The 16698-nt window shown below is 39.3% G+C and carries 13 protein-coding genes, 1 pseudogene and 1 riboswitch; of the genes and pseudogenes, 1 reads left to right on the top strand and 13 read right to left on the bottom strand.

From position 1 onward, the window contains the following. Nucleotides 1–14 precede the first annotated feature (14 nt). The 11 genes and pseudogenes from JCM9140_RS13565 to lepA form a co-directional block, all read right to left on the bottom strand. Entirely contained in the window at nucleotides 15–1487 is a 1473-nt protein-coding gene (locus JCM9140_RS13565) for an acyl-CoA reductase (RefSeq protein ID WP_052002263.1), read from the bottom strand. After that, a complete protein-coding gene (locus tag JCM9140_RS13560; RefSeq protein ID WP_034747409.1) occupies nucleotides 1484–2602 on the bottom strand; it encodes a LuxE/PaaK family acyltransferase in 1119 nt (372 codons plus the stop codon). The genes JCM9140_RS13565 and JCM9140_RS13560 overlap by 4 nt, the downstream gene beginning before the upstream one ends. A gap of 89 nt (nucleotides 2603–2691) precedes the next feature. After that, a riboswitch (TPP riboswitch) is annotated at nucleotides 2692–2795 on the bottom strand. Between the two features lie 210 nt (nucleotides 2796–3005). Beyond that, a complete protein-coding gene (gene mtaB, locus JCM9140_RS13555) occupies nucleotides 3006–4355 on the bottom strand; it encodes a tRNA (N(6)-L-threonylcarbamoyladenosine(37)-C(2))-methylthiotransferase MtaB (RefSeq protein ID WP_034747397.1) in 1350 nt (449 codons plus the stop codon). Between the two features lie 4 nt (nucleotides 4356–4359). Then, entirely contained in the window at nucleotides 4360–5112 is a 753-nt protein-coding gene (locus JCM9140_RS13550; protein ID WP_034747394.1) for a 16S rRNA (uracil(1498)-N(3))-methyltransferase, read from the bottom strand. Nucleotides 5113–5159: 47 nt separating this feature from the next. Further along, a pseudogene (gene prmA, locus JCM9140_RS13545) lies at nucleotides 5160–6097 on the bottom strand (50S ribosomal protein L11 methyltransferase). Nucleotides 6098–6124: 27 nt separating this feature from the next. After that, nucleotides 6125–7237 carry a molecular chaperone DnaJ gene (dnaJ, locus tag JCM9140_RS13540; RefSeq protein WP_034747392.1) on the bottom strand — a complete coding sequence of 371 codons (1113 nt, stop codon included), beginning with the start codon at nucleotides 7235–7237 and terminating at the stop codon, nucleotides 6125–6127. Between the two features lie 208 nt (nucleotides 7238–7445). Then, entirely contained in the window at nucleotides 7446–9284 is a 1839-nt protein-coding gene (gene dnaK / locus JCM9140_RS13535; RefSeq protein WP_034747389.1) for a molecular chaperone DnaK, read from the bottom strand. A 42-nt stretch (nucleotides 9285–9326) separates the two neighbouring features. Then, nucleotides 9327–9878 (bottom strand): nucleotide exchange factor GrpE, encoded by a 552-nt coding sequence (grpE, locus tag JCM9140_RS13530; RefSeq protein WP_081727694.1) that lies wholly within the window; start codon nucleotides 9876–9878, stop codon nucleotides 9327–9329. A 96-nt stretch (nucleotides 9879–9974) separates the two neighbouring features. Beyond that, on the bottom strand, nucleotides 9975–11006 hold the full coding sequence (gene hrcA, locus JCM9140_RS13525) for a heat-inducible transcriptional repressor HrcA (RefSeq protein WP_034747386.1): 1032 nt from the start codon (nucleotides 11004–11006) through the stop codon (nucleotides 9975–9977). 121 nt (nucleotides 11007–11127) lie between these two features. Continuing rightward, on the bottom strand, nucleotides 11128–12276 hold the full coding sequence (gene hemW, locus JCM9140_RS13520) for a radical SAM family heme chaperone HemW (RefSeq protein ID WP_034747384.1): 1149 nt from the start codon (nucleotides 12274–12276) through the stop codon (nucleotides 11128–11130). A 90-nt stretch (nucleotides 12277–12366) separates the two neighbouring features. Beyond that, nucleotides 12367–14187 carry a translation elongation factor 4 gene (gene lepA, locus JCM9140_RS13515; protein WP_034747382.1) on the bottom strand — a complete coding sequence of 607 codons (1821 nt, stop codon included), beginning with the start codon at nucleotides 14185–14187 and terminating at the stop codon, nucleotides 12367–12369. A 207-nt stretch (nucleotides 14188–14394) separates the two neighbouring features. Between lepA and JCM9140_RS25055 the strand changes: the two genes are divergently transcribed. Beyond that, on the top strand, nucleotides 14395–14727 hold the full coding sequence (locus JCM9140_RS25055) for a YjcZ family sporulation protein (protein WP_081727693.1): 333 nt from the start codon (nucleotides 14395–14397) through the stop codon (nucleotides 14725–14727). A gap of 89 nt (nucleotides 14728–14816) precedes the next feature. Here JCM9140_RS25055 and JCM9140_RS13505 read toward each other — a convergent pair whose 3' ends face one another. Then, on the bottom strand, nucleotides 14817–15137 hold the full coding sequence (locus JCM9140_RS13505) for a DUF3679 domain-containing protein (protein ID WP_034747380.1): 321 nt from the start codon (nucleotides 15135–15137) through the stop codon (nucleotides 14817–14819). Between the two features lie 18 nt (nucleotides 15138–15155). Next, on the bottom strand, nucleotides 15156–16328 hold the full coding sequence (locus JCM9140_RS13500; protein ID WP_034747378.1) for a stage II sporulation protein P: 1173 nt from the start codon (nucleotides 16326–16328) through the stop codon (nucleotides 15156–15158). Nucleotides 16329–16698: the final 370 nt, after the last annotated feature.

Raw genomic sequence — 16698 nt, 5'->3', positions numbered from 1 at the left:
ATAGTCACATCCCTTTAATCGCGATTAACATCATACAAGTCCATTTGCATTTCTAACGTTGACTCCACGTCGCAAAATGTAACTAAATCAGCTAAGTGAAATCGTCCATCATGATGCCAGCCTGGTTGAGGATGAGGCATAGATCCCAATGCGCATATACGGTTAACACCACAATCTCCTAACAAATTTATGATGTTTGAAAAAGCTTGAGGTGAACATCCCACGCCAACTGTTTGAACAAACCCCTTTACCTCGCTCAAATATTCTGTTATCTCTGACACATGATTAATCGGAATAACGGTGACAAAACGATTTAACGGAGAGATAGGGAAAGCTTTTTTTTCACTCTTTAGACTGCTATACACAACAGACCACGCTGTCCCATTTTCACTTTTTAATAATTGTAATTCTGTACTTTCATAGCTTTCAAACTCAACTTTCGTACGTTGGGTCAGAATGGCTTGTTTTTCACTATTGTTTAAGCTTGCTCGAGGATGTGTACGTTCAAAATTTTCCATCTCATTTGCCAGCATTTGAGCAAAATCACTTGGTGTATACGTCCCCCCTCGTTCAACGAAAAACACATGTGGGGAAAGGCATCCTTGCTGATCAAACCAAGATACATCACTAGCAGCAAGTTTAGCTGTCTCCCAACTTTTGGTCGCTTGTAAACATTCCTTTGTAATCAAGCCAAAACTAACTTTATGTCCATGTGGGTGAAATGTCACATGTGTAGGTACTTTCTGTCTCACTTGTTCAATCGTTTCTTTCCCTCCATAGGCAATCACTGCATTAGAAGCGCTAAAACTCGTAGATTCTAAAGCACTTTCTCCACCCTTCCACCAAAGAATGGCTAATGAATCACCAAGTGCTGGGTCAATCTCTGCAATCGTCTTAGCAAACAACACAGGAAAAAGTGGTTCTGATGAAGATACCTTGCCGATCGTTGCAGATTTAAGCAATATCCCTGCCGCTAGACTCCAAAGTGGCAACGCTGGAACATTTCCTGAGAAAATATGCGTGACAACATTCGGACCGAATGCCCGATAAAGTCCCCCTGCCTTTCTCGGGCGAAACTCATCCAAAATAAGAGGATTTGAAAAGTCTTCATCAATCATTCTCTGTAAATTTTCTTTACGAAATTGTCGTAAATATCGACTGATAAATAACCTTACCATCTCTCGGTCATAGCCTGTAATAATGGGCAATAATTCCTCTGCTTGTTGTCGTTTTTCATAGGAAGGGTCTAGCCATTTTTGAACAGCCTTATCAAAAATAGTGATTATTTCATTCGTCTGTAGTTTGCGTACATAATCTCTTTGTTGTCTCTTTACTTTATGAATGACTTGGTCAAGCTGATTAACTGTTAGTGTCGGAACGGTTAGTTTAATCTTTTGGCCATGATTTTCAAATTCTAATGTTTGAAAAGATCCCTCTGAGATCAAAGACTCACATTCAGAAGGCACGTGATAACAAGAAAAAGTCATTTCACATCGCCTCTTTTTTGATTTGAAGAAGCTAAAAACTGTTCTACCACTAACGAACAGCCTTTTGCCTCTGCCCCTTCAGCTCGACCAAGTAAATAAAATCCTTCCTCTGTTTGGATGCCAACATCCTCGGTTAAAATCCCGAGTACTGAATTCACATTAGCAAGATCATAATGGACAATGATCCCCTTTTCACCTAGAGGCTTTTTATCCATTTGTTCAATGTCGATTACCACCGTCCGAACCCAGTGTGGAGTTTGCTTTACCGGATTTGCATCATCTTTTATGTTAATCAAAAGGTTTGCGTCATACATTTGCGAACTTAGTTCAGTCATTCCATACATGTTTAGGCACATATTTAGTGGAAGTGAAAAAAGCCTGCTCATTTCTGCCTTAAATTGGGTAGGGTCTAATTCTCTTGCTCTTCCTTTCGAACCCCCTGTATCCATTAGCCGACTTTTAACTGGCAACTTAAAGTCCAAATCCTTTTCACGACACACATCTAATAAATGAATAAAAGAAAATGTTGCTCCAATTAATAAAATAGGTTCTTCTTTCTTTTCTGCCTCACGTAATTTTTCTATAAGTAGATCTACTTGAAATTCTTCTTCAGAGAAAACATACATGCTATCAGTCGTTCCAAAATTTTGTTTAGCTATATGTAAATAATGAGCTAAAGAAGAATGTGGCAGTATTTCTTCTTCAGGAAAAAGAACAAACATTCTTATTTTTTCAGTATCCGGTAAGATTGCTGGTTTAAAAAAAGCCTTCATCGATAAATCATAAATGTCTAGATCTCGATGATAGTTTTTCCCTCTTTTTTCTGGATTGGTTGTCCCACTTGTCATAAAAAGAGCCTCTGTTTCATCAATCGAATGACAAGATAACGTCGTAAATTTAAAAGCATCAATCGGTACCGGCGGAATGTCAGTGAAGTGTTTCACATTTCTTGGAGATACACGACGTTTCCGACAAAATTTTCGATATGGCTGGTTATGCTCATATTGAAACTGAAACACGTCTAGTGCCAACCTGTTAAAATCTTCTTCATTTGAATTAGGCTGGTTCATGAATTCTTGTATTCTTTTTTTTACACGTTCATATGATTGTAGCAACGAAAATCACCTCTTCCTCAAATAAAAAAACCACTTTCCTTTATCTGAAAGCGGTCATCATTTCCAACTAGATTTTCACCAAATTAGTTTTGTTTATGATGCCACTTCCCTCCGCTATGATTACATAGTTCAGGTTCAAAGGGTCTAAAGCACGCGCCTTAATCTCAGCCAATTGGCTCCCCTAGTGGTTTAAAATATATTTATGTATTTATCATATCATTAATTAATCTTTCTTGCTATACAACCCACTTCAGCCCATTAAAAGGCACTGAAAGCGAGTACTGCGTTCAATGGAGCAACATGGACCGAACACATAACCTATAAAAGGTAAGTAAAAAAAGCCTATAAAAAAAGAAGGGCCCTCCAAAGAACGAACTTTTCATCTTTGGATGACAACCTCCTATTATCCATGAACAACTTGTTTTTCTATTTGATCTTCAAGAACACGAACAAATTCTCCTTGATTATAAGGGTAACCTGCTTGTGTAATCTTCACTTTGACAAGCTTTCCGATCATGTCTTCCGTTGCTTTTACTTTTACTTTTAAATAGTTATCTGTATATCCAATATACATACCGCTATTTTTATCATCTTTATCTCGTTCTTCTGGAATCATTTCAAGTACTTCCCCTTCAAAGTGAGAAGCATACTCTTTTGCCAACTGGTTCGATAATTCAATTAAACGATGAACTCGGTCATTTTTTACGTCTTCATCAACTTGATCTTCCATACGAGCTGCAGGAGTTCCAGTCCGTTTTGAGTATGGAAACACATGAAGCTCACTAAACTTGTGCTTAGCAATAAAATCAAATGTTTCTTGAAATTCTTCTTCCGTTTCTCCCGGGAACCCAACAATTACATCAGAAGTGACAGCCAGACCTGGAAGGACTTCCTTTAAGCGGTCTAAACGCTCCCCAAAAAACTCCATCGTATATTTACGTCTCATCCGCTTTAAGACCGAGTTGGAGCCTGATTGAAGAGGAATATGCAAATGACGCACCACTTTATTCGAACGATCAATCACATCAATTACTTCATCTGTTAACTGACTTGCTTCAATCGACGAAATACGAATTCTTTTAAGTCCCTCGACCTTTTCTAAATCTTCTAAAAGTCGAGCTAAGCTATAATCTTTTAGATCCTCACCATATCCACCTGTATGAATTCCTGTTAAAACAATTTCTTTATAGCCCGCCGATACGAGTTGCTGTGCTTGTTTTATCACTTCCTCTGGATCTCTCGAACGCATTAAACCACGCGCCCACGGTATAATACAAAACGTACAGAAGTTATTACAGCCTTCTTGAATTTTTAAAGACGCACGTGTACGATCTGTAAAAGCTGGTACATCCAGTTCTTCATATACTCGTGACTTCATGATGTTGCCAACCCCATTGATGGGCTCTCTTTCACGTTTAAACTGTTCAATATACTCTAGCATCTTCACACGATCTTGAGTCCCTACAACAATATCGACTCCCGGGATCGCCATAATCTCAGCAGGAGATGTTTGCGCATAGCAGCCTGTTACACAAATGACAGCATCTGGGTTTTTTCGAATCGCACGACGGATAACTTGTCGACTTTTTTTATCCCCTGTATTGGTAACTGTACATGTATTAATCACATAAACATCAGACGTTGCTTCAAATTCAACTTTTTCATAGCCTTCACTTTGAAACAATTGCCAAATGGCTTCTGTCTCATAGTGATTTACTTTACATCCTAATGTATGAAACGCAACAGTAGGCATTATATCACCTCATTAATTCGAAATGGTACGAGATCGCAGCCAGTGCATAAAGCGCTGCTGTTTCCGTACGAAGGATTCTAGGTCCAAAACCACAGAGTATTGCACCGTGCTCTGTTAACGAAGCAACCTCGTCTTCTGTGATTCCACCTTCTGGTCCTATAACAATTAAAATATTTTGTCCGGGAAGAGCCTTGGATAAAACTTGAGCCAATTGGGCTTTTTCTCCCGCCTTTGCCGATTCTTCATAAGCAACAATGACCACATCATAGGCTGAGAGCTGTTGTAATAATTTTTGAAACGAAAATACGTTCGAAATGACTGGTATCCGTTCACGATAAGATTGCTCGGCTGCTTCCTTTGCAATCTTTTCTAAACGTTCTATTTTCTTATCTGCTTTTTTTTCGTCCCACTTTACAATCGAGCGTGAAGCTGAAAAAGGTAAAAAAGCTGTAGCACCTAACTCTGTTCCTTTTTGAATAATATAATCAAGCTTGTCTCCTTTAGGCAAGCCTTGAGCAATCGTCACCTTTACAGGAAGCTCTGTTTCTGGGTGTAATTCCTCAATAATTTCTGCAATAACTTCTTTATCTGAATAGCTAGAAATGGTACATATAACCGTTCTAGCATCATTATCACTACAAACTATTTTATCACCGAGATCCATTCGCATAACTTTAACGATATGTTTAACGTCTTCTCCGACAAGTTGAACGTTATGATCTGTCATTTGTTCTTTCGCAACAAAATAACGTTGCATGTTCATCGCCCTCACTTATAGAGGGTAATCAAGAGAATGCCTCTTAATTACCCTACTTTTTTCGCTACGATTGCCACCCAATCATCCATCTCAATGATTTCATCTATTATAAATCCACCATTTGTAAGAGCATCTTTTACTTCTTGTTTTTTACGCTTGATAATTCCGGACGTAATATACGTTCCGTTTGGTTTAAGAACCGCTGCCGCATCTTGAACAAATTGAACAATCACCTCTGCTAATATATTCGCAACGGCAATATCAAAAGGTCCGGTGATTCCTTCTAATAGATTGTTCTGCTTAACCGTGACTACATCGTCTACCTGATTTAGCAAGACATTTTGCTTTGCACTGTCAATTGCTACGTAATCAAGGTCAAGTGCTAATGTACGTTTCGCTCCTAGCTTTGCCGCAGCGATACTCAACACACCTGAGCCAGTTCCGACATCCACAATGGTTTCTCCACCTTGAATGGCCTTATCTAATGCTTGAATACAGAGCACTGTTGTTGGATGGGTTCCTGTTCCAAATGCCATTCCTGGGTCAAGCTCAATAATGGTTTCATTTTCAGATGGCGTATATTCCTCCAAGTGGGAGTGATGGTAATGTTATTTGATATTTTTACAGGCTTATAATATTTTTTCCACGCTGTTGCCCATTCTTCTTCATGAACTTCCGCAATTTGGATTTTATTTGATCCAAGATCAATATCATAGGTGACCAATCCATTAATCGCCTCTTTGATTTCATCAATTGTTTCTGCTAAGAAGCTATTGACTGGAAAGTATGCTTTTACGATAACCCCTTCTTCAGGATAATCATCAGGAGAGAGTTGGTAGAGTTCGCCGAAACGATCGCCCCACTCACGTACAAGATCCAGAGGGTCTTCAATCACGACACCGCTAGCTCCAGCTTCATGCAAAATATTACAGACTGGCTCTACCGCTTCCTCTGTCGTATGAATACTAAACTCCGACCATTTCATCATTTCTACCAACTCCAGTTTTCTATATTAATCTCCTTTAAAAGCCCTTCTTACTTTCGCAAAAAATCCATCGTTCTGTTCGTCTGGCTGGCCACCGGACATTTGTGCAAACTCACGGATCATATCTTTTTCTTTTTCTGTTAAATTTTTAGGTGTTACAACACGAACTTTTACGTGCTGATCTCCCTGACCGCGTCCGTGTACGTTCGGTACCCCTTTTCCTCTAAGACGGAAGTTGGTCCCTGTCTGTGTACCAGCTGGAATTTTTAATTTTACTTTCCCATTTAATGTTGGGACTTCAATCTCATCACCTAAAGCCACTTGAGCAAACGTTAATGGCATTTCACAATAGATATCATCGCCATCACGATCAAAGAATTCATGTGGTTTTACATTAAAGACAACATACAAGTCCCCAGCCGGACCACCATTTACCCCTGCTTCTCCTTGACCTGATACTCGAAGTTGCTGTCCATGATCAATACCCGCTGGAACTTTCACGCTGATTTTTTTGCGTTTACGTACTTTTCCTTTTCCACCACAAGTTGAACATTTATTTTTAATAAATTTACCCGTCCCGTCACAATGATGGCAAACTCTGCGATTAACGACACGACCAAATGGAGTATTTTGTTCAACATTTAGTTGACCATCGCCTCCACAGTGCGAGCACGTTTCAGGTTTTGTACCAGGTTTTGCTCCTGACCCTGTACATGTTTGACATGTTTCTTCTCTAGGGATTTCAATTTCCGTATCCTTCCCAAAGACAGCCTCTTTAAAATCAAGTGTCATTGTGTATTGAAGGTCAGCCCCTTGTCTTGGAGCATTTGGATTTCGACGTCCCCCGCCGCCGAAGAACATATCAAAAATATCACCAAACCCTCCTCCAAAGTCACCGGCACCTCCGCCAAAACCTTGATTTGGATCAGTATGACCAAACTGATCATAGTGCGCTTTCTTTTGAGGGTCACTTAACGTATCGTAAGCATCTTTTACTTCTTTAAATTTTTCCGTAGCGTCAGCTTCTTTATTGACATCTGGGTGATATTTGCGTGCCAATTTACGGTACGCCTTTTTCACTTCATCAACCGATGCATTTTGATCGACACCAAGGACTTCATAGTAATCTCGTTTACTCATGTCATCCACTCCCGACTCTTTTCCATAACGTTCATCTTATCATCATCCTACTTAAAACTGCAAGGTATTGACTTGAAGAACCGTTATCCTCTTTTTGGTATACATCGTAGAAAAAGTCAAAGTCATTTAATCTGACTTTGACTTTTCTACGATCGGTTTGCCTTAGGCTTTATCATCCTAGGACATAGTTTGATGTTTAATCAAACTATTATTTTTTCTCTTCTTCCTTTACTTCTTCGTAATCAGCATCTACTACGTTATCATCAGCTTGGTTGCCACCAGCCTCGGCGCCTTCAGCACCTTGTGCTTGAGCGGCTTGCGCTGCTTGCTCATACATTTTTGTTGATAGAGCCATTACGATTTCTTGAAGCTCGTCTTTTGCTGTGCGAATTTCATCAATATTGTCTGATTCAATCGCTTGCTTCAATTTGTCTTTTGCAGCTTCTGCTTTATCTTTTTCCTCTTGCTCAACATTATCACCAAGGTCTTTGAGCGTTTTGTCAGTTGAGAACACTAATTGATCTGCTTCATTGCGTAATTCAACTTCTTCACGACGCTTCTTATCTTCTTCCGCATTTGCTTCTGCATCTTTAACCATTTTTTCAATTTCATCATCAGATAAGCCTGAAGAAGACGTAATTGTAATGGATTGTTCTTTATTTGTACCAAGGTCTTTCGCTTTAACATTTACGATACCATTCGCATCGATATCAAACGTTACTTCAATTTGTGGAACACCACGTGGTGCCGGTGGTAAATCTGTTAATTGGAAACGACCAAGTGTTTTGTTGTAGGCAGCCATTTCGCGCTCACCTTGTAGGACATGGATATCAACTGAAGGCTGATTATCTGCTGCAGTTGAGAATGTCTGTGACTTAGATGTAGGAATCGTTGTATTACGATCGATCAGCTTTGTAAATACGCCACCCATTGTCTCAATACCAAGTGAAAGTGGTGTTACGTCAAGAAGAACGACATCCTTTACATCACCAGTAAGAACACCTGCTTGAACAGCAGCTCCAAGCGCAACCACTTCATCTGGATTAACACCTTTGTGAGGATCTTTTCCAGTTAACTTTTTGATTTCTGCTTGTACAGCAGGAATTCGAGTTGATCCACCAACAAGAACCACTTTATCAATTTCACTAGCAGATAAACCTGCATCTGAAAGAGCACGACGTGTTGGCTCTAGTGTACGCTCAACTAAGTCAGAAGAAAGTTCTTCAAATTTAGCACGGCTTAAATTAAGCTCTAAATGCTTAGGACCAGTTGCGTCAGCAGTGATGAACGGAAGTGAAATTTGAGTTTGTGTCACACCTGAAAGGTCTTTTTTCGCTTTTTCAGCCGCATCTTTCAAACGTTGCATCGCCATCTTATCTTGAGATAAATCTATACCATTTTCTTTTTTGAATTGCTCAACCAAGTGGTCAATGATTACTTGGTCAAAGTCATCTCCACCAAGCTTATTATCACCAGAAGTTGCTTTTACTTCGAAGAACCCATCTCCTAGTTCAAGGATTGATACGTCAAACGTACCGCCACCAAGGTCATAAACAAGGATTGTTTGATCTTCTTCTTTTTCTAATCCATATGCAAGTGCTGCCGCTGTAGGCTCGTTGACAATACGCTCTACCTCAAGACCAGCAATCTTTCCTGCATCCTTTGTTGCTTGACGTTGTGAATCGTTAAAATAAGCTGGTACTGTAATAACCGCTTTTGTAACTGTTTCACCAAGGTATGCTTCTGCATCCGATTTTAGTTTTTGAAGAATAATAGCTGAGATTTCTTGAGGTGTATAGTCTTTACCCTCAACGGATTCTTTGTAATCCGTTCCCATGTGACGTTTGATCGACATAACTGTATTCGGGTTCGTAATAGCTTGACGCTTTGCTACTTCCCCAACTAGACGTTCACCATCTTTAAATGCTACAACAGAAGGTGTTGTACGATTGCCTTCTGGGTTAGGAATAACTGTTGCTTCTCCGCCTTCCATGACAGCGACACAAGAGTTTGTTGTACCTAAATCAATACCAATGATTTTACTCATGAATGATTCCTCCAATTAACGATTGTCTTTTTATGTAAAGAACTATGCGTTCACTTTAACCATAGACGGTCTTAGTACGCGGTCCTTTAGTCTATACCCTTTTTGTAATTCATCAACGATTTGATTTGATTCAAATCCCTCTTCTTCCACTTGCATAACAGCTTGATGTAAATGCGGGTCAAACGTTTGACCAACTGTCTCAATGACTTCTACACCTTCGTTTTTCAATGTATCTTGGAACTGTCGATACACCATTTCCATTCCTTGTAGAAGAGATTTTGCTTCTTCTCCTTCAGGTTTAACAAGAAGCGCACGCTCGAAGTTATCAATGACTGGAAGCAATGCTTCAATCACATTTTGAGATCTATATTTTGCAGCCGCTTCTTTTTCTTCACGAGAACGACGGCGGAAATTATCATAGTCAGCTTGGACTCTAAGGAGACGATTGTTAAGGTCAGCGATTTCAGCAAGACGAGCGTCCTCTTTTGTTGCTTCAACTTCTTGTTCAACACCTTCTGCCTCAGCTTCCTCAAGTCCCTCATTCTGCTCGGATTCAACTGCATCTTCCATCGTTTGGGTTTCTTTTTCTGTCAACTCGATCACCTCCTAATAAAATTAACTTTCCTCTATGTAGTATGACAAAAAGTTAGTAAAGAGAATCTTCACAACTAATTGTCAATATTACCATTTTTACCCTCGTTGATACAAGTTTGTTAGTAGCTTTGTTAAATCTTTTGATAGAGTATCGACTACACCAATGACTCTACGGTATTCCATACGAGTTGGACCAAGAATTCCTATTGTCCCCATATGCTTCCCAGCAATGGAATAAGAGGCCGTAATCAAACTGCAATTGTCAAATGCCTCTAACTTGTTTTCTTGACCAATTTTCACTTGAATTCCATTATGAGGCGTTCGCAAAATCTGGTGCATCGTTTTATCTTCTTCTAGCATATTAAGAAGCATTCGAACTTTATCAATATCTCTAAACTCTGGTTGTGAGAGAATATTTGTTTTTCCACTATAAAACACCTTCTCATCTTTCTCGATTTCCAAAGACGGTGCTAGCATCTGTAAGACGTGATCATAGTCACTTATATGATTACGAAGAACTTTTTTTACTTCTGTATGAAGTTTTTCGTGTAGCTTGTATAATGGAACACCCATCAACCTTTCGTTTAATATATTAACAGTTCGTTCCAGCTCAGCGGCTTCCATTGATTCTGGAACGGAGATCGTTTGATTTTCAACATGACCCGTATCCGTAACAAGAATCAAAATAGCAGACCCTTTGCTTAGAGGAATGATTTGAATGTTTCTTAACTTTGCTTCAAACATTTCAGGTCCAAGCACTAATGAAATATAACTTGTCATATTCGAGAGTACTCGTGCTGAATGTTGAATAACAGCTTCAACTTCTTGAATTCGTTCATTGAAAATGGACCGAATATCAAGCTCTTCATCAGCTGTGAGATGATGTGGCATTAAAAGGTTATCAACGTAGTAACGATATCCTTTTTGTGAAGGAATTCGACCAGCTGAACTATGAGGTTTTTCTAAAAAACCTAGTTCTTCTAAGTCCGCCATATCATTACGAATTGTTGCAGGACTAAACGTAATATCATCTCTTTTGGAAATGCTTCGCGAGCCAACTGGCTCAGCCGAACGGATATAATCATCAACAATAGCGTGTAGAATCAATAATTGTCTTTCTGTTAACATCCACTCATCACCTCTGTTAGCACTCGATTCATTTGAGTGCTAAATCTAATGATAAATTACCAAATAGGTGGGCTTTTGTCAACAAATAAACTTAGAAATCAATGATAAAGCAAGTTAATAATTACTGTTCCTCCAAAACGGCGATAAATTGTTCAAACACTTCATTTCCTAAAAGCAATCCTTCTTTTGTTAACCTTAAAGATCGGCCTTGTATTTCCACTAACCCTCGTTCAAGTAAGTGTTCAATTTGCTGCTTGAAGCAACCATCTAACGGTCGACCATAGCGCTGTTCAAATTGATCAAAATCGACCCCAGCTATTTTTCTAAGCCCCATAAACATGGCTTCTTCAATTCTTTCTACAGAAGTTACTTCATGTCGGGATAATGCTGGTAATACTTGGTTCTTTACTGCTTGTAAATATTTTGGGATCGGTCCGTGATTTTGATGACGAATTCCTCCAACATATCCATGAGCACCAGCACCAAATCCGTAATATTCCTCATTATTCCAATACACTAAATTATGTTTACTCTCAAATCCCGGTTTCGCAAAGTTGCTTATCTCATATTGAATAAATCCAGCTTCTTTTGTTTCCTTTAAGAGCTGTTCATACATAATCACTTCGTCTTCTTCTGGTGGCAATGTCAGCTTCCCTTGACGTTGGCGATTATAGAAAACTGTCTTTTCCTCTACTTTTAGTGAATAAGCTGAAAGGTGTTCTACCTCTAAGGCAATCGCTTCACGAATAGTTGCAAGAAAGTCAACTGGCTTTTGGTTAGGTAGACCAAACATGAGATCAAGAGAAATGTTTGAAAAGCCAGCTTGTCTACTTCTTTTAATTGCATCCTCTACACTTGACTTGTTATGAGTTCTTCCAATTTCTTTCAACAACGATTCATTGAATGTCTGAACGCCTATGCTAAGTCGGTTGATTCCATTTTCTTTTAAAACCTCGAGTTTGTCCTCTTCAATACTATCTGGATTCACTTCAATTGTATATTCTTGTATAGTCTCTAAAGGAAGGATGTCTCGCATTCCTTTTAGAAGGATATCCAGTTGTTTTGCCGACAATGCTGTGGGGGTCCCCCCACCAATATAAACTGTTTTTAATTGGTCGGTTGGATTATCTTTCATTGTCATTTTCATTTCCTCAAGTAAACAATGGATATATTCATCCACCGGTTGATTCTTTAAAAACACTTTATTAAAGTCGCAATAATGGCAAATATGCTCACAAAACGGAATATGGACATACGCTGCTGTAATCATCGTTTACCCTCCTCTTGTTCTAAGCTGTTTTTGAAACAGTATCTTTAAAAGAGAAAACCGCAGGAATAATCCTGCGGTTCATGTTGTTCATTAATCGTCCATACGGAGAACAGCCATAAATGCTTCTTGTGGCACTTCGACATTTCCAACTGATTTCATCCGCTTCTTACCTTCTTTTTGCTTCTCAAGCAACTTACGCTTACGAGAAATATCCCCACCATAACATTTTGCAAGAACGTTTTTACGAATAGCTTTGATCGTTGAACGTGCAATAATTTTTTGCCCAATACTCGCTTGAACAGGCACTTCAAATTGCTGACGAGGAATTAACTCTTTTAATTTCTCTACAATGATTTTACCGCGCTCGTAGGCAAAATCACGGTGAACAATGACAGATAAAGCATCCACTGTCTCGCCATTTAAGAGAATATCCATTTTTACCAGTCTAGATGATTTGTAACCAATCAATTCATAATCAAACGAGGCATACCCTTTTGTATTTGATTTCAATTGATCAAAGAAATCATAGACAATCTCAGATAACGGAATTTCGTAAACAATTTGAACACGATTCGCATCTAGATATTGCATATCGATAAAGATTCCGCGTTTCCCTTGGCAAAGCTCCATGACCGAGCCAACGAAATCATTTGGAACCATAATTTGCGCTTTTACATACGGTTCTTCTACATCCTCAATTTTCTGAGCATCCGGCATATTCGATGGATTATCAATTCTTACTTCTTCACCATTTGTTGTTTTCACTCGGTAAATAACACTTGGCGCAGTTGTAATTAATGTGATACCAAATTCACGCTCAATTCGCTCTTGAATGATTTCCATATGAAGCAACCCTAAAAATCCACAACGGAAACCAAACCCTAAAGCTTGTGATGTTTCTGGCTCATATTGCAAGGATGCATCATTTAATTCAAGACGCTCTAAAGCTTCACGAAGATCATTATATTCATTTGTATCAATTGGATAGAGTCCACAATAAACCATTGGATTCATACGACGATAACCTGGCAAAGGCTCAGGAGCTGGATTCGCAGCACTTGTAATCGTATCCCCCACACGAGTATCACCAACATTTTTAATTGCTGCAGACAAGAACCCTACATCTCCTACAGTCAGTTCATCACGTTTTTCAGCCTTTGGTGTGAAAACACCAATTTCATTTACCTCAAATTCTTTTCCGGTTGCCATCATTTTAATTTTTTGACCTGGCTTTACCGTGCCTTCCACAATTCGAATGTAAGCGACAACGCCGCGGTATGAATCATATAACGAATCAAAAATTAGTGCTTTTAACGGTGCTTCTGGATCTCCTTGTGGTGCTGGAACCTTTTCGACAACCTGTTCTAAAATATCTTCAATTCCAATACCATTTTTTGCAGATGCTAATACCGCATCTGAAGTGTCTAGACCAATAACATCCTCCACTTCTTGTTTGACGCGGTCTGGTTCAGCACTAGGTAAATCAATTTTATTAATGACAGGCAAAATTTCCAAATCATTATCAAGTGCTAAGTAAACATTTGCAAGTGTTTGAGCTTCAATCCCTTGTGCAGCATCAACAATAAGCAATGCCCCCTCGCAAGCTGCTAAACTTCTTGACACTTCGTACGTAAAATCAACATGTCCCGGGGTATCAATTAAATGAAAAATATATTCTTCGCCATCTTTCGCTTTATACGTAAGCTGAACGGCGTTAAGTTTGATCGTGATTCCTCGTTCTCTTTCTAAATCCATAGCATCAAGCGTTTGTTCTTTCATTTCGCGCTCTGTTAAAGCGCCCGTTTTCTCAAGAATACGGTCTGCAAGCGTCGATTTTCCATGATCAATGTGGGCGATGATGGAAAAATTACGAATTTTAGCCTGACGCGCTAGCCTTTGTTCTTTATTCATGACTGATCACTCCTACATTCTCGTACAGGTACACTATTTTTGATTATACCAATCGTTTGGTAGTCAAGCAACAAAACTTATTGCTGTCTCCTGAATTTATACTAAAACCGTTTTGAAATTTGGGCTAATTAAATTCGCTATACCTATCTCACTTAAGACCTTTATGCATACAGTGTAAGTATCTTCTCAGAAAGGTGGTTTTAAATAATGTTATTTTTTGGCGGACCAATTACAGGAGCAGCATTAGGAGCAGGTGCAGGTGCAGCAGCAGGTGCTGCGGCAACACCAGGAGCAGGTTTTGGTGCAGGTGCAGCAGGCTATGGCGCAGCTCCAGGAGCAGGTTTTGGTTATGGCGCAGGATACGGTGCAGGTTTTGGTGCAGATTGCGGATGTGCAGCTCCAGTAGCAGGTTATGGCTATGGTGTACCAGCAGCTCCAGTAGCACCAACTGCAGGACGCGGCTTTGCATTAATCGTTGTCCTATTCATCCTTTTAGTTATCATTGGTGCTTCTTGGGTAACACCAACTGCAGGTGTTTAATTCTTTTCAATACAAAAGAGGTGTCTCCTTTTGGAGCACCTCTTTTTATTGCTATTTATTATCTCACTAATTATAGACCCGCAGTTTTTTTAGCCATTAAGTACATTATCAACAAAAGACATGATTTGTGATAATACTGCCCGACTAATATAATTAAACCCGCCTGCAATGTGGTTGCCTAAATCCGAGAAAAAATTAAACCTTCCAACATCTTCAACCTGTTGTCGTTTTTCTACTAACTCATTCTTTTTCGGTTGCTCTATCTCATTTTTCACTTCCTCGTTATTTTCATTTTGAAGAGGCACTGGCTGTGAAACACCTAAATGTTCATTCATCATTTGTACACCAAACAACGCACCGAGGAGCAATATAATTCCGATGAACGACCCTTTCACAACCAACTTTTTCATTATGATCCTCCTCCAATGTTATTGTTGACTAGCTGCTTCATTTTCAAAGTAATACTCTGCAAAAACTTCAGCCACAGCTTCGGCCGTCCGGTTTGCTTCTGTTAAGGAATTATAAATCCCACCCATTTCAATTAGGATTGAATTGGTTGATAAATCTTGATTAAATCGTCCATTTGTTCCAGCACCTTCTTTAAAGATTACCCCTCGGCTTAAACCTGGGTAATTTTCTTCTAACAAATCATGCAACTCTTTGGCTAATTGCATATTCTGTTCGTAATTATTATGATTTCCACCGATCACAAAAACCGTTCGAGCATACTCCACTCCATTTATCGTCACAGTCGTCATATCTCTTGGGATTGTGTCTCTGTGCAAATCAAAGAAAAATTTGAGATTTTCATTAGCTGCCATTGCTTCTTTTACAAATTCGCGTGAAGCATCATATGATTGTGCATATTGCCAACCTCTATTTATTAAGTTTTCTTGAACATCCCGTTCCTCTATTTCTACGCCAATCCCTCTTTTTTCAAGTTCTTGGGCCAGCTTGTCCCCGACTAATGTGATGTTAATCTGTCTATGAAATGCTTCATTCGGAACATTTGTCTCTAATTCAGGTAAAAACGACTCTGTATTATGCGAATGAATAATGTGAACAACCTTTTCTCCATTCGTTGTACTTTGTGACTGTTCTGCCTCTTTTTCCATCTCTTCTAACTGAGCTAAACTTTCTTGTGTTGCCTCCCGTTCAGCCATAATGACATCCATTGGTGGTGCCGACTCAACAGGAAGAGTCGTATAATCCATCCCTTCCCCTGCAACGATAATTTGTCCATCAAACAAAGCAAACCCTGGTAACTCTCTTCCAAGCAGACTCCTTGGATCTTCCGGATTAATACTCGTTGCAACTTGGAAAGCTAAGTTCGATAGACTTGGAGGATCACTATCATCTGGTAAGGCACTTTTAAAATAATTATTTTCCATTCCTAATACATAAACAAAATCTTCTCCTTTAATGTTGTTCGCCCATTCGTGAACTTGGTTAGAGGCTAGTCCATAACCAGGCTCAAATGAAGTTAACATGCCTGTAAAAACGAACAAGGCCATGATGCTTATAATGGTAGTCGCTACTAAACGTTTTAAGCTCGTCCGATTAATTGAAACAGAGAAGCTACGAAATTGATTTCTTTTCATATACTCATCCCTTCTCCTTATGTAATAGCTTGTACATGATCGAAAATTATGGTTGATTGCTGCAATGTAAAGGAGCTTCTAAACCAACCTATGAGAAGAGACAAGTTAATAGAACTAAAAACTCAGAAAATAATTTATACACAAAAAGGGTCTTTCAAATTAGCTAATTTGAAAGACCCTTACCTGTGCGATACCTGATCTTTTACCTTTAAAGCGGCGCTTGTTCCATTACGCTACAGCCACTCGCTTTCCGCGGGGAGGTGCCGAGCCTCCTCGGCTACGCCTGTGGGGTCTCGGCCCTACCTCTGCATCCCACAGGAGTCGAGTGGCTTTCGCTTCATTTCACTTCTAGGAATGGCAATATCCACAC

The organism is Halalkalibacter wakoensis JCM 9140 (genome assembly GCF_000513095.1).
In the GTDB taxonomy this organism is placed as follows: Bacteria; Bacillota; Bacilli; order Bacillales; family Bacillaceae_D; genus Halalkalibacter; species Halalkalibacter wakoensis.
Note: the sequence above shows the minus strand (reverse complement) of the source record. Positions and strands in the feature narration are given on the sequence as shown.

Excerpts from the sequence above, each read along its gene's own strand:
- JCM9140_RS13565 (WP_052002263.1), bottom strand. The coding sequence starts at position 1,487 with ATGACTTTTTCTTGTTATCACGTGCCTTCTGAATGTGAGTCTTTGATC.
- mtaB (WP_034747397.1), bottom strand. The coding sequence starts at position 4,355 with ATGCCTACTGTTGCGTTTCATACATTAGGATGTAAAGTAAATCACTAT.
- JCM9140_RS13550 (WP_034747394.1), bottom strand. The coding sequence starts at position 5,112 with ATGCAACGTTATTTTGTTGCGAAAGAACAAATGACAGATCATAACGTT.
- dnaJ (WP_034747392.1), bottom strand. The coding sequence starts at position 7,237 with ATGAGTAAACGAGATTACTATGAAGTCCTTGGTGTCGATCAAAATGCA.
- dnaK (WP_034747389.1), bottom strand. The coding sequence starts at position 9,284 with ATGAGTAAAATCATTGGTATTGATTTAGGTACAACAAACTCTTGTGTC.
- hrcA (WP_034747386.1), bottom strand. The coding sequence starts at position 11,006 with ATGTTAACAGAAAGACAATTATTGATTCTACACGCTATTGTTGATGAT.
- hemW (WP_034747384.1), bottom strand. The coding sequence starts at position 12,276 with ATGATTACAGCAGCGTATGTCCATATTCCGTTTTGTGAGCATATTTGC.
- lepA (WP_034747382.1), bottom strand. The coding sequence starts at position 14,187 with ATGAATAAAGAACAAAGGCTAGCGCGTCAGGCTAAAATTCGTAATTTT.
- JCM9140_RS25055 (WP_081727693.1), top strand. The coding sequence starts at position 14,395 with ATGTTATTTTTTGGCGGACCAATTACAGGAGCAGCATTAGGAGCAGGT.
- JCM9140_RS13505 (WP_034747380.1), bottom strand. The coding sequence starts at position 15,137 with ATGAAAAAGTTGGTTGTGAAAGGGTCGTTCATCGGAATTATATTGCTC.
- JCM9140_RS13500 (WP_034747378.1), bottom strand. The coding sequence starts at position 16,328 with ATGAAAAGAAATCAATTTCGTAGCTTCTCTGTTTCAATTAATCGGACG.